We start from the raw sequence: 22,316 nt of genomic DNA, 5'->3' as shown, positions 1-22,316 counted from the left end.
TGCCGGACCGGCAGGGCGGTCAGGCCTCGCCCCGGAGCGCCTTGGCGACGCGCTCGTCGAAGGTGACCAGGTTCCACTCGCGCCGGTTGTCGACGACGGCGTAGCCGTGGGTGACCTTGCCGGTGGCGGTCTGGACGAGCTTGCCGTCGCGCACCACGTAGCAGTCCATCCGCGAGGTGTAGGTGAAGTCCTTGAAGACGTCCTCCACCGTGTAGACGGTGTAGAGCTCCTCCTCCATGAGCGCCTCGTCGACGATCTGGATCCTCGAGTGCGGGCAGGCGGGGATCCAGCGGCGCTCGTCCATGAGGGTCCGCACCGAGATGCCCCGGTCGGCCAGGAACAGGTCGACGACCTCCTCCATCTGCCGCAGGTAGCTGGACATCTGCAGGCGCTCCGAGAAGTGGCAGTACGGGTACGGGATGCGCCACTTCCAGCCGAAGGAGTTGGTGCCGGCGGTGAGCAGGTCGAGCACCGGGTCGGGGCCGGTGGTGCCGCGGCCGGCGGACAGCGAGGTGGTGGCCGCGGTGAGGTCGAGCCCGGAGATGTCCGGCGGTGTCAGGAGACCGGGCACCGGCGTGCCGAGGCGGTCCGTCACGAAACGGGCGATCGGGGCCGGCGGCTCGCTCGCGGCCTCGATGTAGCTCTCGCGGCGCAGCACGGCCTTGCCCCGGGCGGCGACCAGCTTGGTCGGCGAGCCGTCGCGCTCCCCGGTCAGGGTGACGGTGAACGAGACGGCGGTGTCCTCGTCACCGGCCTTGGGGACGACGTGCGCCTCGACCGTCTCGTCCATGAAGAGGGCGCTGAGGATGCGGGTGTCGAGGTCGACGAGGTCCACGCCGAGGCCGTGCTCGGTGTAGAGCGTGCGGGCGTCCAGGCCGGACTCGGCGAAGTGGAGCAGGACGGCTTCCTCGACGAGGTAGTTGATGTGCTTGAAGCCGATCCAGGTGCAGATGTTGGCGCCCTCGAAGCGGGTGCGCAGCGGCACCGTCGTCTCGCTGGTGAGGAGCGCCTTGACTGCGCTTTCGGTCACGGTGGTCATCGGAGGTGCTCCCCTGGTGGTGTGGGTCCGGGGCCGCCTGTCTGTCACGCGGCCGGCAAGGTGCTGACGAACTGATCGACCACGGCGGCGAGGTCGCCCGCCTGCTCGATCATCAGGAAGTGCCCGCTGCCGGGCAGCAGGTGGAAGCGCCCCTGCGGCAGGTCGGCCGCCAGCAGGCGGCCCTCCTCCGGGAGCGCGATCGAGTCGTGCTCGCCCGCGATCACGAGGCAGGGCACGGGGAACCGCTCGGTGCGCAGCCACGGGGTGGCCAGGTAGGTCTCGAAGAACCGGATCCAGCCGTAGGCGCCGACCCGTTCGCGGACCCGGCCGCCGAGTTCCTCGATCAGGTCGTCCGGGACCCGGCCGCCGGCGTGCACCCGCACGCCCTCGGTCATGGTCCGGACGAAGTTCTGGACGGCGGTCTCCACCGACTGCCAGGTGAAGTCCTCCACCGAGCGCCGGTAGAACGGGGACACCAGGACGAGGGCGCGGATGCCGTACTCGGTGAAGGGGTCGGCGCCGCGCTCCACCTCCCGGTGGAGGAACTCCAGCAGGCTGTTGGCCCCCATCGAGTGGCCGACCACCACGCCGGCGCCGCCGGGCACCGCACGCAGCGCGTCGGCCACGTACGGCACCACGTCGCCGCGCGAACTCCAGTGGGCCACGCAGTCGCCGCGCCAGGGCAGGTCGGCGGCCCAGACCTCGGGGCTGCCGTCCGGCCTGTCGGCGGCGAGGGAGCAGCCGTCCGGCCTGTCGGCGGCGGGGAAGCAGCCGCCCGGCCTGTCGGCGGCGGGGAAGGAGCCGTCCGGCCGGTCGGCGGCGAGGAAGGCGTCCCAGACGCTCGCGCTGTTGGCCAGTCCGTGGAGCAGCAGCATCCGGCCGGGGCCGCCGGCCGCGCGGCGGTGGACGACCACCGGGGGGAGCGGGCCGGGCGGGCTCTTCGGCGCCGCTCCGGCGGTCAGCAGGCTGCCCGGGCCGGACATCACGCAGCCGGCCGGAGCAGGACGAGGCCGGCGCTGGCGTCGTCGGCGTCACCGCCCGCGCTCGCGTACACCGGGCCGGCGCCGCCGCGGGCGAACCAACCGACGGCCGCCGCGCACTGGAGCACGCCGAGCGCGCCGGAGGCCAGGCCGAAGCGGGCGCCGAGGTCCTGGCGCGGCACGCCGTCCAGCAGCGCCCCGGGCAGGTCGTCCGTCTCCGGCACCTGCCACAGGGCGGGGCGTTCGCCCGCCGCGTCCGAGAGCCTGCCCAGCGAGGCCGCCAAGCCGGCGCCGCGCACGGCGTCGCCCAGCACGGCCAGCGCGGGCGCGCCCCGCTCGGCCGCCGCCTCGGCGTCCTCCAGCACCACGGCCGCCGAGCCGTCCACCGTACGGGCGCCGCCGAGGAAGGCGCGCACCGCCTCGTTGTCGGGCTCGACGCCCAGGACGAGTGCCCGGGCGACCCGGCCGGCGCGGATCAGTCCGGCGCCCCAGCGGAGGGCGTCGATCCCGGAGGTGGCGCCGTTGCACAGCATCAGGTTGGGGCCGCGCAGTCCGAAGCGGATCGCGATGGAGGAGGCAACGACGTTGCTGGAGGCGTTCGGCAGGTCCATCGGGCTGCCGGCCGCCGCGGTCTCCCGGGTGATGGTGTCCATCGCCCGGGTGATGGTGTCGATGTTGCCGTAGTTGGAGCTGACGACCACCGCGACGCTCAGCGGGGCGGCCGCCAGCGCACCGCCGGTGTCCACCAGCGCGGCGTCGCGCAGCGCCGCCCGGGCCGCGCAGTACGCGAGTTGGGTCGCCCGGTCCTTGTAGCGCAGGCCCTTCCTCCCGAGGAGGTCCTTCGGCTCGACCGGGGGCGCGTCGGCCGGCCCCGGCTCGATCAGTTCGCCGGCCGATGCCGCGCGGGGCAGCACCACGCCGGTCCCGGTCACCACGACGTTCATCGAGCCGCCTCCACGATCGCCACGGCGTTTACGCCGCCGAAGCCGAATGCGTTCAACTGGGCCACCGCCAGGGGCGCCCGGGCCGCCTCCCCGGTGACGATCCGGAAGCCGGCCGCCTCGTCCACCGGGTCGTCCAGGCCGACGGTCGGCGGGACCCGGCCCTCGGCCAGCGCGGTCAGCGTCACGACCAGGTTGAGCAGTCCGGACGCGCCCGAGGTGTGGCCGGTCATGGACTTGATGGCCGTCATCAGCGGCTTGTCGGCGTCCTCGCCGAACACGTCGGCGAGGGCGACGGCCTCGGCCTCGTCATTGAGCAGGGTGCCCGTGCCGTGCACCATGACCAGGTCGATGTCGGCGGGCTTGCGGCCCGCGGCGGCCTGGGCCTCCCGGATGGCCTCCGCGATGCCGACCGGATCGGGCGCGGTGACGTGGTAGGCGTCGCAGTTGACGGCGACGCTGCGCACCACGCCGTGCACCTTCCGGCCCGCGGCGGGGGTGCGGGTCAGCACGACGGCCGCCGCGCCCTCGCCCATGAGCACCCCGGCCCGGTTGCGGTCGAAGGGCCGCACCCGCTCCGGCGGCACCGGCTGGACCCGCTCCAGCAGGCCGTACATGGTCTCGGTGAGCACGTCCACGCCCGCGACGATCACCGTCTCGGCCGTGCCGCCGTCCAGCAGGTCGGTGGCCAGGGCGAGCGCGTACAGCCCGGCGGAGCAGGCGTTGGAGAAGGTGTGGGTGTCGTCGGCGTTGAAGGCCGCCCGCAGCGCGGTGCCGAAGTGCAGGTCCTGCGGGGGGAAGTCGGTGCCGTCGCGCTGCCACAGCTCGACCGAGCGCAGTTCCCGCAGACCGGTGCCGATCAGGACCGGCACGCCGCTGAGGTCGCGCTCGTCGAGTCCGGCGTCGCGGGCGGCCTGGGCGATCGCGTCGACCAGCAGCGCGGTCGCCCGGCGCGGCACGTCGGCCCCGGGCTCGGGGCGGTCGTCCACCTCGTAGGCGAAGCGGGCGTCGTGGCGGCTGAGGTCGAAGCCCTTCAGCTCGCCCACGCCGGACACTCCGGCGCACAGGTTGGCGAACAGCTCCCCCGGGTCGCGGCCGACGCTGGCGACCGCGCCGGTACCGGTCACGGCCCAGGTCATGCCGGCACCCCGTCGTACTTCCCGAGCAGCACCACCGCGTTGTTGCCGCCGAACGCGAGCCCGTTGTTCTGGACGATCCGCAGCTCGGCCTCGACCGCGGTGTTCGGCACGCAGTCGACGTCGCACTCGGGGTCGGTGGTGGTGTGGTTGATCGTGGGAGGGATGAAGCCGTTGGTGATGGCCAGTGCGCAGCCGATCGCGGACAGCGCGCTCGCGGCCCCCATGGTGTGGCCGATCATCGACTTCATGGAGATGACCTTCGGCGGCTGCGTCCCGAACACCTCGCGGATCGCGCGCGCCTCGGTGACGTCGTTGGCCTTGGTGCCGGTGCCGTGGGCGGAGATGAGGTCGACCTGTTCCGGCTTGACCCCGGCGTTCTCCAGGGCGATCTCCATGCAGCGGCCGACGCTGTCCTGATTGGGCGCCACCTGGTGGTAGGCGTCGCAGTTCAGGCCGTACCCGAGCACCTCGGCGTAGATGCGCGCCCCGCGGGCGAGCGCGGAGTCGAGGCTCTCCAGCACCAGGATGCCCGCCCCCTCGCCGGTGAGGATGCCCTTGCGGTCCACGTCGAAGGGCCGGCACCGGTCGGGCGCGATGGTGCCCAGGCGGTAGAACCCGGAGAAGGTCTTGCGGCACATGGCGTCCGCGCCGCCGCACAGGGCGTACTCGGCCTCACCGGAGCGGACCGCGTCGAAGCCGTAGCCGATCGCGTAGTTGCCGGCGGCGCAGGCGGTCGGGATCGTCACCGCCTCGACGTCGGCCAGCTCCAGCTCCTGGGCGATGGCGGCGGACAGCCGCCCGGCCGCGACGCGGCGGGCCGACTCGGGCGCCATGTGCTCGGGCCCGAACCGGACCTCGGCCTCGACCATGTGGTCGAGGTCGCGGGACTCCCCGTCGGTGGTGCCGACGGTCACGACGCCGGGCAGCGACCGCCACACCGGCAGGTCGAGCCCGGCGTCCTCGACCGCCATCCGGGCCGCGGCGACGGAGTACTGCGTCGCCCGCCCCAGCTGGTCCACGGGCAGGTGGCGGATCCACTGCTCCGGTTCGAAGCCGACCACCTCGCAACCGTTCGCGTGGTCGAACCCCTCCACGTCGAACACGGTGATCGGCTTGGCCCCGCTGCTTCCGCCGCGCAGGCCGTGCAGGAACTCACCGGCTCCCATCCCGATGCTGGAGACCACGCCCAGCCCGGTGATCACCACCCTGCGCGGGCCGTCCTGTCCCGACATCGCCATCCCGACCTCTCCGTCCCGTGTCCCGGTGCTGCCCTGTCCGAACGATGTTTCCGGCTACCAGCCGGCGGCCTCGGAGACGACCTCGTAAACGCCCTTGAGGTTCACCATCCGGGCCAGTTCGGACTGGTCGATGGTGATGTTGAACTGCTTCTCCAGATTCGCGAGGATCTCGATCGAACGCAGCGAGTCGGCGTTGTGGTCCTCCTTGAAGAGACTGGTCTCGCTGACCTCGTCCTCCTCGATCTCGAGAATGTCGCAGACGATCTCCTTGATCTTCTGGAACTGCTCCTCGTACGAAGCCATAATGGATTCCCTTCCTTTTCGGTAGGACTCTCGGAGCCGACTGACGGGGTTTTCTGCCGGGGATCGTTCTATGGCATCGCCTCCGGCACCGGCAACAGCGACGGCAGAATGCTGCCAAGTCGGTCCGCACGGAACTGCAGCAACCTGCCACCCTGCGGGAATCCCGTCACGAACTCCTGCACCATCGGGCCCTGACCCAGTCGTCGAACGCGACGGCGGATCCACACCCACACTCGATTCTTCGATGTGGGGTGTCAGTTGGAGAGGCCGACCGGCCAGCATGGCCACGGATGATCGGCGAATGGACCACCCAGACGACTAGGAGTGGGTTCTCAGTGAGCGCGGACAACCGGACCACGTGTTTCACGGGCCTTACCGTTGACCACATTCAAGTCTATGTAAGCGACCTCGCATCGAAGGCCGGGACCTTCGCGGGGAATTACGGCCTGCGGCCCGTCGGGCGCGCCCGCGTTCCGGGAACGGCCCACTCCTACACGTTGGCGGCGTCCGACATCCTCTTCGTGCTGACCGAACCCTTGACGGAGGACCACCCGGGCTCCGCCTACCTCGAACTGCACGGCGAGGGTGTGGCCGACATCGCGCTCGGCACCGACGACGCCCGCACCGCCTTCCACGAGGCGGTCCGCCGCGGCGCCGACCCGGTGGCGGCACCGACGGAGCGGGACGGATTCGTCCTCGCCACGATCAAGGCGTTCGGGGACGTGGTGCACACCTTCGTGCAGCGTCCGGTCGACGGCGCGCGGCACGCCCTCCCGGGATTCGTCCCGCAGACCGACCTGCCGGTCCCTGCAGAGCTGGGGCTGCGCGAGGTCGACCACTTCGCGGTCTGCGTCGAAGCCGGGCAGCTCGACCAGGTCGTCGACTTCTACTGCAGCGTCCTCGACTTCAGCATGATCTTCGAGGAGCGCATCGTCGTCGGCACCCAGGCCATGAACTCGAAGGTGGTGCAGAGCGCGTCCGGCCAGGTCACGTTCACCGTCATCGAGCCGGACCTGAGCCGCGACCCGGGACAGATCGACTCGTTCCTGAAGAACCACGGCGGCGCCGGCGTCCAGCACATCGCCATGGCCACCGAGGACATCGTCGCCTCCGTCGGTGAACTGGTGCGGCGCGGAGTGGACTTCCTGTCCACCCCCGGGACGTACTACGAGCTCCTGGCGGACCGCCTCGAGGTCTCCCGGCATTCCGTGGACGAGTTGCGCGGACTGAACCTGCTGGTCGACGAGGACCACGAGGGACAGCTGTTCCAGGTCTTCGCCCGGTCCACCCACCCGCGCGGCACCTACTTCTTCGAGGTCATCGAGCGGGCCGGTGCCAAGACCTTCGGCAGCGGCAACATCAAGGCGCTCTACGAGGCGGTCGAACTCCACCACGAACAGACCCGGCAGCGCGAGCAGGACGCTCGGCAGGCCCTGCTGTCCGCCCCGGAAGCACAGCCGTCAGCCGGACGGTGAGCGGCGGAACCCGAAGAGAAAGGAGCTGCTGTGGAGACCATCCGCGTCGAGGGCCTGACCAAGTCCTATGCCGGGACCGCGGCCCTGTCCGCGATCGACTTCGCCGCTCGAGCCGGCACGGTCCTGGGACTGCTGGGCCCGAACGGCTCTGGCAAGACGACCACGGTACGGATCCTCTCGACCCTCCTGCACCCCGATGAGGGGCGGGCCTGGGTGAGCGGCCACGACGTCGCGGCCGATCCGGACCGGGTGCGTGCCGCGATCGGCCTCACCGGCCAGTACGCGGCGGTCGACGACGAACTGTCCGGGCAGCAGAACCTGGAGCTGATCGGACGATTGCTGGGCCTCTCCCGCGCGGGGGCACGCGAGCGTGCGACGGAATTGATCGAGCGGTTCCAACTGGAGGCGGCGGCCCGCCGGATGGCCAAGACCTACTCCGGCGGCATGCGGCGCCGACTCGACGTGGCCGCCAGCCTGGTCGGTCGCCCCAGGGTGCTCTTCCTCGACGAGCCGACCACCGGTCTGGACCCGCGGAGCCGCAGCGAGGTCTGGGCGCTCGTGCGCGAACTCGTCAAGGACGGCGTGACGGTGCTGCTCACCACGCAGTACCTCGAGGAGGCGGACCAACTGGCCAACGACCTGGTGGTGCTGAACCAAGGGCGGGTGGTCGCCACCGGTACGCCGACCGAGCTGAAGGCCCGGGTGGGCGGGCTGACGCTGGAGGTGCGGGTGCTGGACCGGGCCCGGTGCACCGAAGTGGCCGGCTACCTCACGGCGATCAGCGGGTCGGAGGCGACCGTGGACCAGGACACCGGTCTGATCGGTGCCCCGGCAGGCGACGCGAAGTCCCTGCGCCTGCTGGCCCAACGCCTGGAGGACGCCGACGTCCCGTTCGTCGAACTGGCGCTGCGGCAGGCCACCCTGGACGAGGTGTTCTTCGCCCTGACCGGCCGCGTCGAGCCCACGGCCGCCCCCGAGGCCGTGGCGGCCGGAGCCGTTGAAGGGAGCCACCGATGAGCGTCACCGATCCGAGCGTCCGTCCCGCACCGCTCACGGGCGCGGTCCGCGGCGGACTGTTGAGCCACACCCTGATCCTGGCGGGACGCAACCTGACCAAGCTCCGGTCAGCACCGCAGCTCGTGGTGTTCAGTGCCCTGCAGCCGATCATCATGATGCTGCTCTTCATGGTCCTCTTCGGCGGCGCGGTGTCCGGCAGCCAGTCGGACTACCTCCAGTTCCTGCTGCCGGGCATGCTGGCCCAGAACGCGGCCTTCATGGTCACCAACGTGGGTCAGGGCATCAACAGCGACATCGAGAAGGGCATCTTCGACCGCTTCCGCAGCCTGCCCATCGCCCGGTCCGCCCCGCTGGTCGCGCACATCATCGGCGACCTTCCGCGGCAGGCGGCCGCCACCGTCGTCATCCTGGTCTTCGGGTTCTGCGTCGGGTTCCGGACCCACACCAACCCGTTCTCGATCCTGGTGGCAGTGCTGCTGGTCCTCCTGGTGTCGTTCGCCTTCTCCTGGATCGCCCTGACGATCGGCCTGGTGGCCAAGAAGCCCGAGTCGGTCAGCATGCTCGTGATGATGCTGCTGTTCCCGCTGGCGTTCGGCAGCAACACCCTGGTCGGTACCAGCACCCTGCCCGGCTGGCTCCAGGCCTGGTCCAAGATCAACCCCGTGTCACTGCTGACCGACTCCATCCGGGGCCTGCTGACCGGCCCGACGTCCGGAGTCGGCTCGCACGCGCTGTCGACGGTGCTGGCGTGTGGCGTCGTGTTCGCCGTCTTCGTGCCGTTGGCCATCCGGGCGTACGGACGCCGGATCTAGGGCCTGCCCTCAACGCCGTCACCCGAACCGGACGCGACGTCGCCCAGCCCCCGGCTGGGCACGTCGCCCGGTTTCCGTTCGGGCTCTCTCACCGCCTTGTTCATTGCAGAAGGGGACGTACCGTGCCTAGCGAGACCTCGAAGCGCACCGCGAGCGAAGATGTGGCCGACCGCTCGAGGCGCGAACTTGCACTGACCGCTGCGCAGTCGGGCATCTGGCACGCGCAGCAGCTCGACCCCTTCAGTACGGCCTACCAAGGCGGCGAGTACCTGGAGATCGCCGGCCCGGTCGACGCCCGACGGCTGGAGCAAGCAATCCGGCAGACCCTGGACGAGGCGCAGACGCTCCGCGCACGGGTGGTCCCCGGGCCGGACGGCCCCCACCAGGTCGTCGAACCGGTGACTGACTGGGCGCTGCCGCTGGTGGACCTGCGCCGGGCGCCCGATCCCCGGGCCGCGGCCGAGCAGGAGATGCGGCGGATCCTGGCCACGCCCCTGGACCCGGGCGCCGACCCGCTCTTCGGAAGCGTGCTGTTCGCCGTGGAGGAGGACCGCTACCTGTGGTTCCACCACTACCACCACCTGGTGGCGGACGGCTTCACGGTGTCCGCGGTGGCCCGGCGCGTCGCCGAGCTCTACACGGCGGATCCGGCCCGGGAGGTCGCCCCGCCGTTCCTGCCGCTCGCCAAACTGGTCGAGGCGGACGCCGCCTACCGGGCGTCGGAGCAGTTCGAAGCCGACCGGGCGTTCTGGGCCCTCGAGCTCGCGGACGCGCCCACGCCTGCGTCGTTCATCGACAGGCCGCCGACGCTGCCGCGCACCAAGGTGCGGAGCACCATGACGCTGGGCTCGGCGGAGTTGGACGGACTTCGCGGTGCGGCCCGCGAGGCGGCGGTGGCCTGGCCGGTGGCCGTGTTCACCGCGGTGGCGGTCTATCTGCAGCGCGTCGCCGGAACCGACGAGGTGACGCTCGGCATACCGGTGACGACGCGGCTCGGCCGGACCGCCCTGCAGACGCCGGGCATGGTCTCCAACGTGCTGCCGCTGCGGCTGTCGCTGCGCTCCGGCATGACGGTCGACGAGGCGCTGCGCCACGTCTCGGAGCGCCTGCGCGGGATCATGCGGCACCAGCGGTACCGCTACGAGGACCTGCGCCGCGAGCACGGCGGCACCGGCCCGGACAACGTCCTGGTCGGCCCCCAGGTCAACGTCATGGCGTTCGGGACCGAGCTGGCCTTCGACGGGCACCCCGCCACCGTGCACAACCTGTCGATCGGGCCGACCGACGACCTCTCGGTCGTGGTGCACACCCGGGCCGGGGGCACCGAGCTGCGCATCGACGTCGACGGCAATGCCGACCGGTACGGGGCCGACGAGGTCGACACGCACCGGCGCCGCCTGGGCCTGGTCCTCGAGCAGCTCGCCTCGGCCGACCGCGACCTCCCGCTCGGCCGGCTCGCGATCGACACCCCTTCCGGGACGGCGACCGCTCCGGCGGTCAGCGGCACCGCCGCCGGGCCCCTGACTCCGGCTCCGGACGCGACGCTGACCGGTCTGTTCTCCCAGCAGGTCCGGCGGACGCCGGGCGCCCCGGCACTGACGTACGCGGGCACCACGCTGACGTACGGCGAGCTGGACGCCCGGGCCAACCGGCTGGCCCACCACCTCATCCGCCGGGGCGCGGGCCCGGAGCGGTACGTCGCCCTGGCACTGCCGCGGTCGCTGGACCTCGTCGTGGCCGTCCTGGCCGTTCTCAAGACCGGTGCCGCCTACGTGCCGATGGACCCGGAGGCACCCGCCGACCGGCTGGCGTTCATGCTCAGCGACGCGCGTCCCGCCCTGCTGGTGACCGCCGGCGCCGCGGACGGCGCTGCCGACCGGTGGTCCGCCGTGGAGCGGCTGGTCGTGGACGCGCCCGAGGTCCTGGCTGCGCTGGCCCAGGAGCCGTCCACCGAACCGGTGGTCGAGGGGCTGACGCCGGACAACTCCGCCTACGTCATCTACACCTCGGGCTCCACCGGACGCCCCAAGGGCGTCGTGGTCAGCCACCGCAACGTGTCGCGCCTGTTCACCTCCGCCGCCGAGCACTTCGAGTTCGGGCCCGCCGACGTGTGGACGATGTTCCACTCCTTCGCCTTCGACTTCTCGGTCTGGGAGCTCTGGGGCCCTCTCCTGCACGGCGGCCGGCTCGTCGTGGTGCCGTTCGACGTGTCGCGCTCCCCCGAGGACTTCCTCGCGCTGCTGGCCGAGGAACACGTGACCGTGCTGAACCAGACCCCGTCGGCGTTCCACCAGCTCGTCCAGGCCGACCGGGAGCGTCCCGACCGGCCGCTGGACCTGCGGTACGTGGTCTTCGGCGGTGAGGCGCTGGACCTGGGCAGCCTGGCGGCGTGGTACGACCACCGGCCCGACGACGCTCCCGTGCTGGTCAACATGTACGGGATCACCGAGACCACGGTGCACGTCAGCCACCTCGCGCTCGACCGAGCCGGCGCCGCCCGCGCATCCGGCAGCCTCATCGGCGGTCCGCTGGCCGACCTGGACCTGCTCGTCCTGGACCAGGCGCTGCAGCCGGTGCCCGCCGGCGTCGTGGGCGAGCTCTACGTGGTCGGTGACGGTCTGGCCCGCGGGTACCTGGGACTCCCCGGGCTGACGGCGAGCCGGTTCGTCGCCGCGCCCTTCGCCGCGGCCGGCCGACGGATGTACCGCACCGGTGACCTCGCCCGGCGACAGCCGGACGGCTCGCTGGAATACGTCGGCCGGGCCGACGACCAGGTGAAGGTGCGCGGCTTCCGGATCGAGCTGGGCGAGATCGAGGCCGTGCTCGGCAACCTCCCGGGCACGGCGCAGGCCACCGTCCTCGCCCGCACCGACGGGCCGGGCGGAACCACGCTGGTCGCCTACGTGGTGCCGGCGGCCGATGAACCGTTCGACCCGGCGGAACTGCGCCGGCTCGCCGCCTCCGCCCTGCCGGACTACATGGTGCCGAGCGCCTTCGTGTCCGTCCCGACGATGCCGTTGACGGTGAACGGCAAGATCGACCGCGCCGCCCTGCCGGCACCGGACCTGAGCGCCGGGGTGTCCGGCCGAGCCCCGCGTACCGCCCGGGAGTCGCTGCTGTGCGACCTCGTCGCCGAGGTGCTGAACCTACCGCGCGTCGGCATCGACGACGACTTCTTCGCCCTGGGCGGCGACAGCATCCTGTCGATCCAGCTGGTCGGCACCGCCAGGCGCGCCGGTCTCCGGTTCACCACCCGCGACGTCTTCCACTGCCGCACCGTCGAGGCGCTGGCAGCGGTGGCCGAGCACGGTCCGGCCACGGCCGACGACCGGGGACCCGACACCGGTGAGCTTCCCGCCACCCCCGTGATCCGCTGGCTCCAGGAGCGGGGCGGTCGGATCGACCGGTACCACCAGGCGATGACCTTCACCACCCCTGCCGGGGCCGGCGCCGACGATCTGACCGCGGCCCTCCAGGCGCTCCTCGACGGCCACGATGCCCTGCGCGCCCGGCTGCTGGCGCCCGGTGACGGCGCCTGGCGGCTGGCCGTCGCGCCGCGCGGCACGGTGTCGGCGGCCGCCTGCCTGCGGCACGTGGTCCTCGGCGGCGACCCGGCGAACGACCCGATCGAACGCGAATCCCAGGCCGCGGTCGGCCGACTGGCGCCGCTCGACGGCGTGATGCTGCAGGCCGTGTGGTTCGACGCCGGCCCGGAGCAGCCCGGCCGGATGCTGCTCGTCCTGCACCACCTGGTGGTCGACGGCGTCTCGTGGCGCATCCTGCTGCCCGACCTGGCGGCGGCCTGGCAGGCCGTGCGCGGAGGGGGCGACCCCCGGCCCGCGCCGGTCGGCACCTCGCTGCGCCGCTTCGCCGGCCTGCTCACCGCGCAGGCCGCCGACGGCGCTCGGGAAGCCGAACTGCCCTACTGGCGTGACATCCTGAGCACCGACGACCCGCTGCTGGGCGACCGCCCGCTGGACGCCGCGCTCGACCTGGCGGGGGCGCAGCGCCACCTGACGCTCACCCTGCCCGCCGACCTGTCCACCGCCACGCTCACCACCGTCCCGACCGCCTTCCACACGGGCGTCCGCGAGGTCCTGCTGGCCGGCTTCACCGCAGCCGTCGCGCAGTGGCGGACCGACCTGGGCCGCGGATCGCAGCCGACGGTGCTGCTGGACCTGGAGGGCCACGGCCGGGAGGCCGTCGAGCACGACGTCGACCTGACCCGCACCGTGGGCTGGCTGACCACCCTGTTCCCCGCCCGCTTCGACCTCGCCGCACTGGACTTCGCCGACCTCGCCGCCGGCGGCCCGGCCGCCGGGCTGGTGCTGCGGCGGGTCAAGGAGGAGCTGCGGGCCGTCCCCGACGGCGGGATCGGGTACGGCATCCTGCGCCACCTGGCCGCGCCGAATACCCTGCCTTCCCGTGCGGACGGCCGTGCCCCGCAGATCCTGTTCAACTACCTCGGACGCTTCGGTTCCCCCGACCTCTCACAGGCGTGGACCCCACTGCCGGGCCTGGACGGGTTCACCGGCGCCGAGGACCCGTCGATGCCGGTCAGCCACGCGCTGCAGGTCAACGTACTGGCGCAGGAGCGGGCCGAAGGGGCGGAGCTGTCCGCGGTGCTGTCCTGGCCGGGCGGAGTGTTGACCGACGACGCCGTGAGCGCCCTGACGCGGCGGTGGGTCGAGGCGCTGGAGGGCTTGGCCTCGCACGCCGCCCGGCCTGACAGCGGTGGCATCAGCCCCGCGGACGTCCCGCTGGCCGAGGTGACGCAGAGCCGACTCGACGCCCTGGAGGCCGAGGTCGGCCCGCTGGCCGACGTGCTGCCGCTCGCCCCTCTGCAGCAGGGCCTGCTGTTCCACGCCGAGTACGACACGCGGCAGAGCGACGCCTACACCGTGCAGTTCCGCTTCGACCTGGAGGGGCCGGTCGAGCCGGCGCGGCTGCGCCGCGCCGTGGAGGCTTCGCTGCGCCGCCACCCCCAGCTCACGGCGGGCTTCTGGCACGACGGGTCGGACGCTCCGCTCCAGTTCGTACCCCGCGCGTTCTCCCTGCCGTGGCAGGAGATCGACCTGAGCGGCCTCGACCAGGAGGCCCGGGCCGCGGAGCTGGACCGCGTCCTGGCCGACCAGCCCCGCTTCACGCCCAGTCGCCCACCGCTGTTCCGCTTCGTCCTGGTTCGGACCGCGACGGACCGGCACAGTCTCGTCTTCACCCACCACCACCTCCTCCTGGACGGCTGGTCGGTGCCGCTGCTGCTGCAGGAGGTCCTCAGCGGGTACGCCGCGGACGGCGACTCCACCGCGCTGCGGCCGGCCGTCGACTACCACGCGTACTCGGAGTGGCTGCGCGGCCAGGACCGGGCCGCAGCCGAGGCCGCCTGGCGCACCGCGCTGGCCGGCCTCGCGGGTCCGACCCGACTCGCCGCCCGGGACGCGCAACCGGTCGGCGGCAGCGTCGCCGAGATCGCGGTGGAGCTGGGTCCCCGGCTCACGGGCGCCCTCGAGCGTGCCGGCCGACGGCACGGGATCACTCTCGGCACGCTCGTGCAGGGCGCCTGGGCGGTGCTGCTGGGCGGCCTGACCGGGACCCAGGACGTCGTCTTCGGCGGCACCGTCGCGGGCCGGCCGCCGGAGGTCGACGGCATCGAGTCGATGCTGGGCCTGTTCATCAACACCCTGCCCGTCCGGGCCGGGTTCGACCGCGCCGAGCCCGTGCACGGGCTGCTCAGCCGTCTGCAGGGCGAGCAGGCCGAGCTGACCGCCCACCAGCACCTGCCGTTGGCCGAGGTGCAGCGCCTGGGCGGTGTCGGCGAGCTCTTCGACACCCTGCTGGTGATCGAGAACTACCCGTTCGAGCCGGAGTCGCTGAAGACGGCGGACGGTGGTCTGCGGGTCGCGGCGATCGACGGCCGGGACGACACGCACTACCCGCTGAGCATCGCCGTGATGATGGGCGAGTCGCTGCGCCTGCGACTGGGGCACCGCACCGACCTGCTCACGACCGAGCACGTCCAGGCCGTCGCGGCGGCTCTGGTGCACGTCCTGGAGCAGTTCGCCGAGGACCTGGAGCAGCCGGTCGGCCGGGTCCGGCTGCTGGATCCCGCCGCACGCGCAGCGGTCCTCGGCCAGGGGCGCGGCGCGGCCGCTCCGGCGGCGGCCGGCACCGTCGTCGGGCTGCTGGAGGAACAGGCCGCACGGACGCCGGACCTCAGGGCGTTGGTCGGCACCGACGGCGCGCTGACGTACGCGGAGCTCAACGCCCGGGCCAACCGGCTCGCCCGTCTTCTGACCGGCCGCGGGGTCGGGCCGGAGCGGACGGTCGGTCTCCTGATGCCGCGCGGTGTGGACACCGTCGTCACGATGTTCGCCGTCCTGAAGGCCGGCGGGGCCTACCTGCCGATCGACCCCGCGCTGCCCTCCGAACGGATCGGGTTCGCGATCGAGGACACCGACCCGGTCGTCGTGGTGACCACCCGCGACCTGGCCGCCGGGCTCGCCCCGGGGCTGTCCCGGGACTCCCTCCTGCTCCTGGACGACGCGGCCACCGTCACCGAACTCGCCGCGCTCCCGGCCCACGACCGCACCCCGGACGAGCCGGGTGACGCGGCGCGCCCGGAGAACCTGGCCTATCTGATCCACACCTCCGGTTCCACCGGCGTTCCCAAGGGCGTCGGGGTCGAGCACCGCAACCTGATGAACCTGTTCGCGGCCCACCGGCAGGACCTCTTCGAGCCGGCGGTGGCAGCCGCGGGCGGGCGGCGCTTCCGCGCCGCCCTCACCGCCTCGCTGTCGTTCGACACGTCCTTCGACGGCGTGCTGTGGATGCTGGCCGGCCACGAACTCCACATCATCGACGACGACGTGCGCCGGGATCCGCGGGCTCTGGTGTCCTACGTCGCGACGGAACGCGTCGACTTCCTCGACGTGACCCCGTCGTACTGCGCCCAGTTGTTGGACGCCGGGCTCCTGGACGACGCCGACACGGCGCCAGCGGTGCTGATGCTCGGCGGTGAGGCGCTCGGCCCGGATCTCTGGGCACGTCTGCGCGCCGCCCGTACAACGGCGAGCCACAACTTCTACGGCCCGACCGAGTACACCATTGACGCCCTGTCGTTCCCGCTCAGCGACTGGGAGCAGCCCGTGATCGGCGGCCCGCTGCGCAACGGGCGGGCGTACGTGCTCGACGGCGCGCTCCAACCGGTGCCCCCGGGCGCACCGGGCGAGCTGTACCTCGCCGGGCCGCAGGTCGCCCGGGGCTACGCCGGTCGGCCGGCGCTGACAGCGGACCGGTTCGTCGCCGATCCGTTCGGCTCGGGCGGGCGCATGTACCGCACCGGAGACGTCGTGCGCTGGTCCGGGCAGGGGCTGATCGAGTTCCTCGGCCGCGCGGACGAACAGGTCAAGATCCGCGGCTACCGCATCGAACTCGGCGAGATCGAGCAGGCGTTGGCCGCACACCCCACCGTGTCCCGAGCGGCGGTGGTCGCCCGGACCGACGCGCCCGCGGTGACCCGGCTGGTGGCCTACGCGGTCGGAACGGCCGGGCCGGTGGACCCGGCGGAGCTGCGCGCCCACCTGGCCCGGGTCCTGCCCGAGTACATGGTTCCGGCCGCGGTGGTGCCGATCGCGGAACTGCCGCTCACCGTGAACGGCAAGCTCGACGTCGCCGCGCTGCCCGCACCCGACTTCACGGTCGCGGTCTCCTCGCGGTCGGCGGCCACGCCGGCCGAGCACACGCTGTGCACACTGTTCCAGGAGGTGCTGGGCCTGCCCGCGGTCGGGGTCGACGACGACTTCTTCGCGCTCGGCGGCGACAGCATCATCTCCATCCAGTTGGTCAGCCGCGCCCGCCGCGCCGGACTGGAGATCAGCCCCCGGGACGTCTTCACGCGCCGCACCGTGGCCGCGCTGGCGGCCGGGGCGGCGACGGTCACCGACCGCGGGGCGAGCCCTGACCCCGCCGCGGTGGGCGAGGTCCCGCTGACGCCGATCGTCCACGCCCAGCACGAACTGGGCGGACCGGTCGACGGCTTCCACCAGGCCTTCGTCCTGTCGCTGCCGGCCGGCGCCACGGCGGACCGACTGGCCCGGGTGCTGCAGACCGTGGTGGACCACCACGACGCGCTCCGCCTGCGGCTGGACGTGAACGCCGGCGCCTGGCAGTTGACCGTCCGGGAACCGGGCGCGGTCCACGCCGACGCCCTGCTGTCCCGTACGGCGGTCGAGGTCCCGCGGGACGGGGCGCGTGACGAGGCCTTCGACGATGCGCTCCGCGCCGAGCTCCCGCTGTCCCGGGCCCGGCTGGCCCCGACGGCCGGGACCGTGCTCGACGCGGTGTGGTTCGACGCCGGCCCCGCCCATGCCGGGCGGCTGCTGCTGAACATCCACCACCTGGCCGTCGACGGGGTGTCCTGGCGGATCCTCCAGGAGGACCTGCGGATCGCCTGGGAGGCGCAGGAAGCCGGCCGCGAAGCGCGGCTCCCCCGGGTGGGGACCTCGTTGCGGTCCTGGGCGACGCGACTGACCGAGCTCGCCCGGACCCCGGAGCGGGAGCAGGAGCTGCCGCTCTGGCTGGACCTGCTGCGCACCGACGACCCCGCCGTGGCCGACCGCGTGCTGGACCCGGCCCGGGACGTGGCCGCGACCGCCCGGACGCTCACCGTGTCCGTGCCCTCGGAGCAGACCGTTCCGTTGCTCACCATCCTTCCTGCGGCCTACTCCACCGGCGTCACCGAGATCCTGCTGGCCGGATTCGCCCTGGCCGTCGCCGACTGGCGCCGGCACCGGGGGCAGCCGGCGGAGGGCCCGCTGGTGGACGTCGAGAGCCATGGCCGGCACGACCTGTTCGCCGGCGCCGACCTGTCGCGGACGGTCGGCTGGTTCACCGAACAGCACCCCGTCCGGGTCGACCCCGGCCCGCTGGACTGGGGGGACGTCTCGCTCGGCGGCCCGTCCGTGGGCCAGGCGGTCAAGCGGATCAAGGAGCAGGTCAACGCGCTGCCCGGCAACGGAGCAGGTTACGGCCTCCTGCGGTACCTCAACCCGGGCACCTCCCGCGCCCTGGCGGAGCTGCCGTCCGCCGAGTGGGGCTTCAACTACCTGGGCCGCTTCGCCGACGGGGCGGCCGGCAAGGACTGGGCACCGGCCGGCACGACCGGCCTGATCGGCGGCGCCGACCCGCGGATGCCGTTGGAGCACGCCGTCGACCTGACCCTGGTCACCGAGGACCGTCCCGAAGGTCCGGTCCTGGTGGCGACCTGGACCTGGGCGGGTGAACTGCTCGCCGAGCCGGAGGTCGAGCAGCTCTCCCGGGCCTGGCTGCGGTCCGTCGAGGCGCTCGCGGCCCACGCCACGGATCCCGCGGCCGGCGGGCGGACCCCGTCCGACTTCCCGCTCGTGTCGCTGTCCATGCGTGAGGTGGAGCTGCTCGAAGCCGCCCAGCCGGCGTTGGTCGACGTCCTGCCGCTGGCACCGCTGCAGCAGGGTCTGATGTTCCAGAGCATGGTGAGCGAGGGCGAACTGGACCTCTACACCTCGCTGCTGACCCTGGACGTCCGCGGGCCGCTGGTCGTGGCCCGGCTGCGCTCGGCCTGGGACGAGCTGGTGGTGCGGCACCCCAACCTCCGGACCGAGTTCCGCCAGGAGGGCCTGCGCGACACCGTCGCGGTGGTCGTGGCCTCCGTCGACCTTCCGTGGACGCACGTCGACCTGTCGGACCTGGGGTCCGAGGAGCGCGCCGAGCGGCTGCGCGGTCTCGTCGAGCAGGAGCGGGGCCACCGCTTCGACCTGGGCAGCGCACCGCTGCTCAGGTTCACCGTCGTCCGCCTCGGGGACGACCATCACCAACTGCTGTTCACCAACCACCACATGCTGGTGGACGGCTGGTCGATGCCGATGCTCTTCGCCGAGCTGTTCGAGCTGTACACCGGCGGCGAGCGCACCCCCCGGCTGCCGTACACCTACCGGGACTACCTCGCCTGGCTGGGCCGGCAGGACCGGGGCGCCGCGGAGCTGGCCTGGAGCCGTGAGCTGGCCGGCCTGGACGGTCCCACCCTGCTGGCCCCGGCCAAGCTCTCGCGCGAGGTCGTGGTGCCGTCGCGCCTGACCACCGAGCTGTCCGAGGAGTCGACGGCGGCGTTGAGCGCCACCGCCCGCCAGTACGGCCTCACCCTCAACACGGTGGTGCAGTCGGCACTCGCCGTGCTCATCGCCCGGCTGACCGGACGGACGGACGTCGTGTTCGGGACGACCGTCTCCGGCCGTCCGGCGGAGCTGCCCGGGATCGAGGACATGCTCGGCATGTTCATCAACACCGTCCCGGTCCGGGCGGAGGTCCGCCCCGAGCAGACCCTGCTCGACACCGCGAAGCTGCTGCAGGAGCGCCAGTCCGCGCTGCTCGAGCACCACCACCTCGGGCTGGCCGACATCCAACGGGCGGCGTCGCAGCGCGAGCTGTTCGACACCGTCATCTCCTTCCAGAACTTCCCGCTGCAGCAGGCCCTCCCGGACCTCGGCGAGGCAGGACTGGAGGTGACGGCCGCCGAGAGCACCGACGCCAGCCACTACCCGTTCGTCTTCCACGCGTTCCCCGGCGAGCGCATGGAACTTCGCATCACGTACCAGCCCGACCTGCTGGACGAGACCGCGGCGCGGGCGATGCTGGACCGGCTGGCGCTCGCGGTGTCCGCGTTCGCCTCCCAGCCGGAACGCCCGGTGGGTCGGCTGGACCTGCTCGCCGAGGGTGAGCAGGAGGAGCTGCGCCGCTTCGCCGCCGGCGGGACGTCGGCCGCGACGGCCGGTCACTTCGCCGAACTCTTCGAACGCGTGGCGGCCGCCACGCCTCAGGCACCGGCGGTGCGCTGGGAGGACCGGACCCTCAGCTACGAGGAGGTCAACCGGCACGCCAACCGGCTCGCCCGCCGACTGGTCGCGAGCGGCGTCGGCCCCGAGCGCTTCGTGGCGGTGGTCCTGCCCCGGTCGGTGTCCTGGATCGTCGCGGTCCTCGCGGTGGCGAAGGCCGGCGGCGCCTACCTGCCGGTCGACCCCGAGTACCCGCAGGACCGGATCGAGTTCATGCTCTCGGACGCGCAGCCGGTGCTGGCCGTCACGTCGAGCGCGACCGCGGACGCGGTGGCGTCGGTGGCCGGTCTTCCGCAGCTGCGGCTGGACGACGCCGACGTCGTCTCCGCACTGGCCGCCGAAGCCGACGGTGACCTCAGCGCGGCAGGACGCAGCGGCACCCCGGGCATCGCGGGTGCGGCGTACATGATCTACACCTCCGGTTCGACCGGTCGGCCGAAGGGCGTCATCGTCACCCACGCGGCGCTGGCCGCCCTGGCCGACCTGCACGCGAGCAGGCTCGGGGCGGGGCCCGGCAAGCGGGTCCTGCAGTTCGCCTCGCCGAGCTTCGACGCGTCGGTCTGGGAGGTCTGCATGGGGCTGCTGACCGGCGCCACGCTCGTCCTGGCACCCGCGCACCGGCTGCTGCCGGGCCCGGCGCTCGTCGAACTGGTCGCCGAGCACGGGATCACCCACGCCACCATCCCGCCGACCCCGCTCGGGGCGGTGGGGGACGAGGACCTGCCGAGCCTCGAAGCGCTCGTCGTCGCGGGCGAGGCCACCCCGGCCGAACTGGTCGACCGGTGGGCCCCGGGCCGCACGATGGTCAACGCCTACGGGCCGACCGAGACCACGGTCTGCGCGACCGTCAGCGGCGCGCTCGACACCGGCCGTCCCACCATCGGCAAGCCGATCCCCCACACCCTGGTGCGGGTGCTGGACTCTGCGCTGCGCCCCGCTCCGGTGGGTGTCGCGGGCGAGGTCTACATCAGCGGCCTCCCGCTGGCCCGCGGCTACTGGAAGCGCGCAGGCCTGACGGCCGAGCGGTTCGTGGCGGACCCCTTCGGTCCGGCCGGCGCCCGCATGTACCGCACGGGTGACCTGGCGCGCTGGCGCGCCGACGGAGAGCTCGACTTCCTCGGCCGGGCCGACCAGCAGGTCAAGCTGCGCGGCTTCCGGATCGAACCGGCGGAGATCGAGACCGTGCTGACGCGGGCCGCGGGGGTGGACGAGGCGCTGGTGACGGTCCGCGAGGACCAGCCCGGCGACCCGCGTCTGGTCGGCTACCTGCTGGCCGCCGAGGGCCAGGACCTCGACCTGGACGCGGTCGTCGCCACGGCCGGCGCGTCCCTGCCGGACTACATGGTGCCGCAGTCCTTCGTCGTCCTCACGGCCTGGCCGATGACGCCCAACGGGAAGCTGGACCGGGCCGCGCTGCCCGCGCCCCAGGCGCCGACGGCGGTCGGACGGCCTGCCCGGACCATGACCGAGCAGGTGCTGTGCACCCTGTTCTGCGACGTCCTCGGCGTGCCCGCGGTCGGGGTCGACGACGACTTCTTCCTGCTGGGCGGCCACTCCCTGCTCGCCAGCCGGCTGGCCAGCCGCATCCGCACCACCTTCGGGGCGGAGCTGCCGGTCCGGGTGCTGTTCGACAATCCGACCGTCGCCGGCGTGGCCGAGTGGTTCGACCGCGCCGCCACGGGACGTCCGCCGCTGCTCCCGAGGCCGCGGCCGGAACGCCTCCCGCTGTCGCACGCCCAGCGGCGCCTCTGGTTCATCGACCGGTACGAGGGCAGCAGCGCGACGTACAACATGCCGATCGCCATGCGGCTCTCCGGTCCCCTGGACGCCGCCGCGCTGCGCTCGGCGGTGGCCGACGTGGTGGCCCGGCACGAGGCCCTTCGCACGGTCTTCCCCGACGAGGCGGGCGTGCCGTGGCAGCGGATCCTCGACCCCGGCCAGGTCCGCATCGACCTGCCGGTCACCACGGTGACCGAGGACGGGGTCGAGGCCGCGATGACCGCGGCGGCCCGTCGGCTCTTCGACCTGGAGGTCGACCCGCCACTGCGCGTCGAACTGCTGCGGCTGGACGCCGAGACGCACGTCCTGCTCGTCGTCCTCCACCACATCGCCGGTGACGGTTGGTCGATGGGGCCGCTGTGCCGGGACATCACCACCGCCTACGCGGCCCGGTTGCACGGGCAGGAGCCGGCCTGGGAACCCCTGCCGGTCCAGTACGGCGACTACACGCTCTGGCAGCACGAGATGCTGGACGAGCAGGCCGGCCCGGACAGCCCGTTCGCCCGGCAGCTCCGGTTCTGGACCCAGGCCCTGGACGGCGTCCCGGAGCAGCTCACACTGCCCACCGACCGACCGCGGCCTCCGGTGCCCAGCTACCACGGCGACGACGTCGTCTTCCACGTCGACGCGCAGACCCACACCGGGCTGACGCAGCTGGCACGTCAGTGCGGGGTCACCGTGTTCATGGTGCTCCAGGCCGGCCTCTCGGCGCTGCTGACCCGGCTCGG

General features: G+C 72.9%; 10 protein-coding genes (1 of these 10 running past the window's edge). 4 read left to right on the top strand and 6 right to left on the bottom strand.

Features of this window, described 5'->3' with window-relative positions; translation table 11 throughout:
• Positions 1-19: 19 nt before the first annotated feature.
• Genes ACGF07_RS28325 through ACGF07_RS28300 form a run of 6 tightly spaced genes read right to left on the bottom strand, consistent with a single transcriptional unit; the run spans position 20 to position 5,640 of the window.
• Complete coding sequence (locus tag ACGF07_RS28325) at positions 20-1,039, bottom strand: hypothetical protein (protein ID WP_350742230.1); 1,020 nt, start codon at positions 1,037-1,039, stop codon at positions 20-22.
• Positions 1,040-1,083: 44 nt separating this feature from the next.
• The gene (locus tag ACGF07_RS28320) at positions 1,084-2,022 is read right to left on the bottom strand and encodes an alpha/beta fold hydrolase (protein WP_392903259.1); all 939 of its coding nucleotides are present in this window, start codon (positions 2,020-2,022) and stop codon (positions 1,084-1,086) included.
• Positions 2,022-2,963, bottom strand: coding sequence for a beta-ketoacyl synthase N-terminal-like domain-containing protein (locus ACGF07_RS28315; protein ID WP_392903224.1), 942 nt, complete (start codon positions 2,961-2,963; stop codon positions 2,022-2,024). Before ACGF07_RS28315 ends, ACGF07_RS28320 begins: the two co-directional genes overlap by 1 nt.
• Positions 2,960-4,099 (bottom strand): beta-ketoacyl-[acyl-carrier-protein] synthase family protein, encoded by a 1,140-nt coding sequence (locus ACGF07_RS28310; protein WP_392903222.1) that lies wholly within the window; start codon positions 4,097-4,099, stop codon positions 2,960-2,962. Before ACGF07_RS28310 ends, ACGF07_RS28315 begins: the two co-directional genes overlap by 4 nt.
• Positions 4,096-5,337 carry a beta-ketoacyl-[acyl-carrier-protein] synthase family protein gene (locus tag ACGF07_RS28305; protein ID WP_350742236.1) on the bottom strand — a complete coding sequence of 414 codons (1,242 nt, stop codon included), beginning with the start codon at positions 5,335-5,337 and terminating at the stop codon, positions 4,096-4,098. Before ACGF07_RS28305 ends, ACGF07_RS28310 begins: the two co-directional genes overlap by 4 nt.
• 54 nt (positions 5,338-5,391) lie before the next feature.
• Complete coding sequence (locus ACGF07_RS28300) at positions 5,392-5,640, bottom strand: phosphopantetheine-binding protein (protein ID WP_350742238.1); 249 nt, start codon at positions 5,638-5,640, stop codon at positions 5,392-5,394.
• A gap of 290 nt (positions 5,641-5,930) precedes the next feature.
• Between ACGF07_RS28300 and hppD the strand changes: the two genes are divergently transcribed.
• The 4 genes from hppD to ACGF07_RS28280 all read left to right on the top strand — a co-directional run.
• Positions 5,931-7,115, top strand: coding sequence for a 4-hydroxyphenylpyruvate dioxygenase (gene hppD, locus ACGF07_RS28295; RefSeq protein ID WP_392903219.1), 1,185 nt, complete (start codon positions 5,931-5,933; stop codon positions 7,113-7,115).
• A gap of 30 nt (positions 7,116-7,145) precedes the next feature.
• A complete protein-coding gene (locus tag ACGF07_RS28290; RefSeq protein WP_350742242.1) occupies positions 7,146-8,132 on the top strand; it encodes an ATP-binding cassette domain-containing protein in 987 nt (328 codons plus the stop codon).
• Entirely contained in the window at positions 8,129-8,944 is an 816-nt protein-coding gene (locus ACGF07_RS28285) for an ABC transporter permease (protein ID WP_392903216.1), read from the top strand. The genes ACGF07_RS28290 and ACGF07_RS28285 overlap by 4 nt, the downstream gene beginning before the upstream one ends.
• A gap of 122 nt (positions 8,945-9,066) precedes the next feature.
• Positions 9,067-22,316: the 5' portion of an amino acid adenylation domain-containing protein gene (locus tag ACGF07_RS28280; protein ID WP_392903214.1), read on the top strand. It continues 3,703 nt past the right edge of the window; 13,250 of the gene's 16,953 nt are visible here — the first part of the coding sequence; its start codon is at positions 9,067-9,069; its stop codon lies off the right edge, out of view.

It is taken from the genome of Kitasatospora sp. NPDC048194 (assembly GCF_043202455.1).
Classification (GTDB): Bacteria; Actinomycetota; Actinomycetes; order Streptomycetales; family Streptomycetaceae; genus Kitasatospora.
This window is presented reverse-complemented; position numbering and strand designations above follow the sequence as displayed.

Excerpts from the sequence above, each read along its gene's own strand:
- hppD (WP_392903219.1), top strand. The coding sequence starts at position 5,931 with ATGATCGGCGAATGGACCACCCAGACGACTAGGAGTGGGTTCTCAGTG.
- ACGF07_RS28320 (WP_392903259.1), bottom strand. The coding sequence starts at position 2,022 with ATGTCCGGCCCGGGCAGCCTGCTGACCGCCGGAGCGGCGCCGAAGAGC.
- ACGF07_RS28300 (WP_350742238.1), bottom strand. The coding sequence starts at position 5,640 with ATGGCTTCGTACGAGGAGCAGTTCCAGAAGATCAAGGAGATCGTCTGC.
- ACGF07_RS28305 (WP_350742236.1), bottom strand. The coding sequence starts at position 5,337 with ATGGCGATGTCGGGACAGGACGGCCCGCGCAGGGTGGTGATCACCGGG.
- ACGF07_RS28315 (WP_392903224.1), bottom strand. The coding sequence starts at position 2,963 with ATGAACGTCGTGGTGACCGGGACCGGCGTGGTGCTGCCCCGCGCGGCA.
- ACGF07_RS28310 (WP_392903222.1), bottom strand. The coding sequence starts at position 4,099 with ATGACCTGGGCCGTGACCGGTACCGGCGCGGTCGCCAGCGTCGGCCGC.
- ACGF07_RS28285 (WP_392903216.1), top strand. The coding sequence starts at position 8,129 with ATGAGCGTCACCGATCCGAGCGTCCGTCCCGCACCGCTCACGGGCGCG.
- ACGF07_RS28325 (WP_350742230.1), bottom strand. The coding sequence starts at position 1,039 with ATGACCACCGTGACCGAAAGCGCAGTCAAGGCGCTCCTCACCAGCGAG.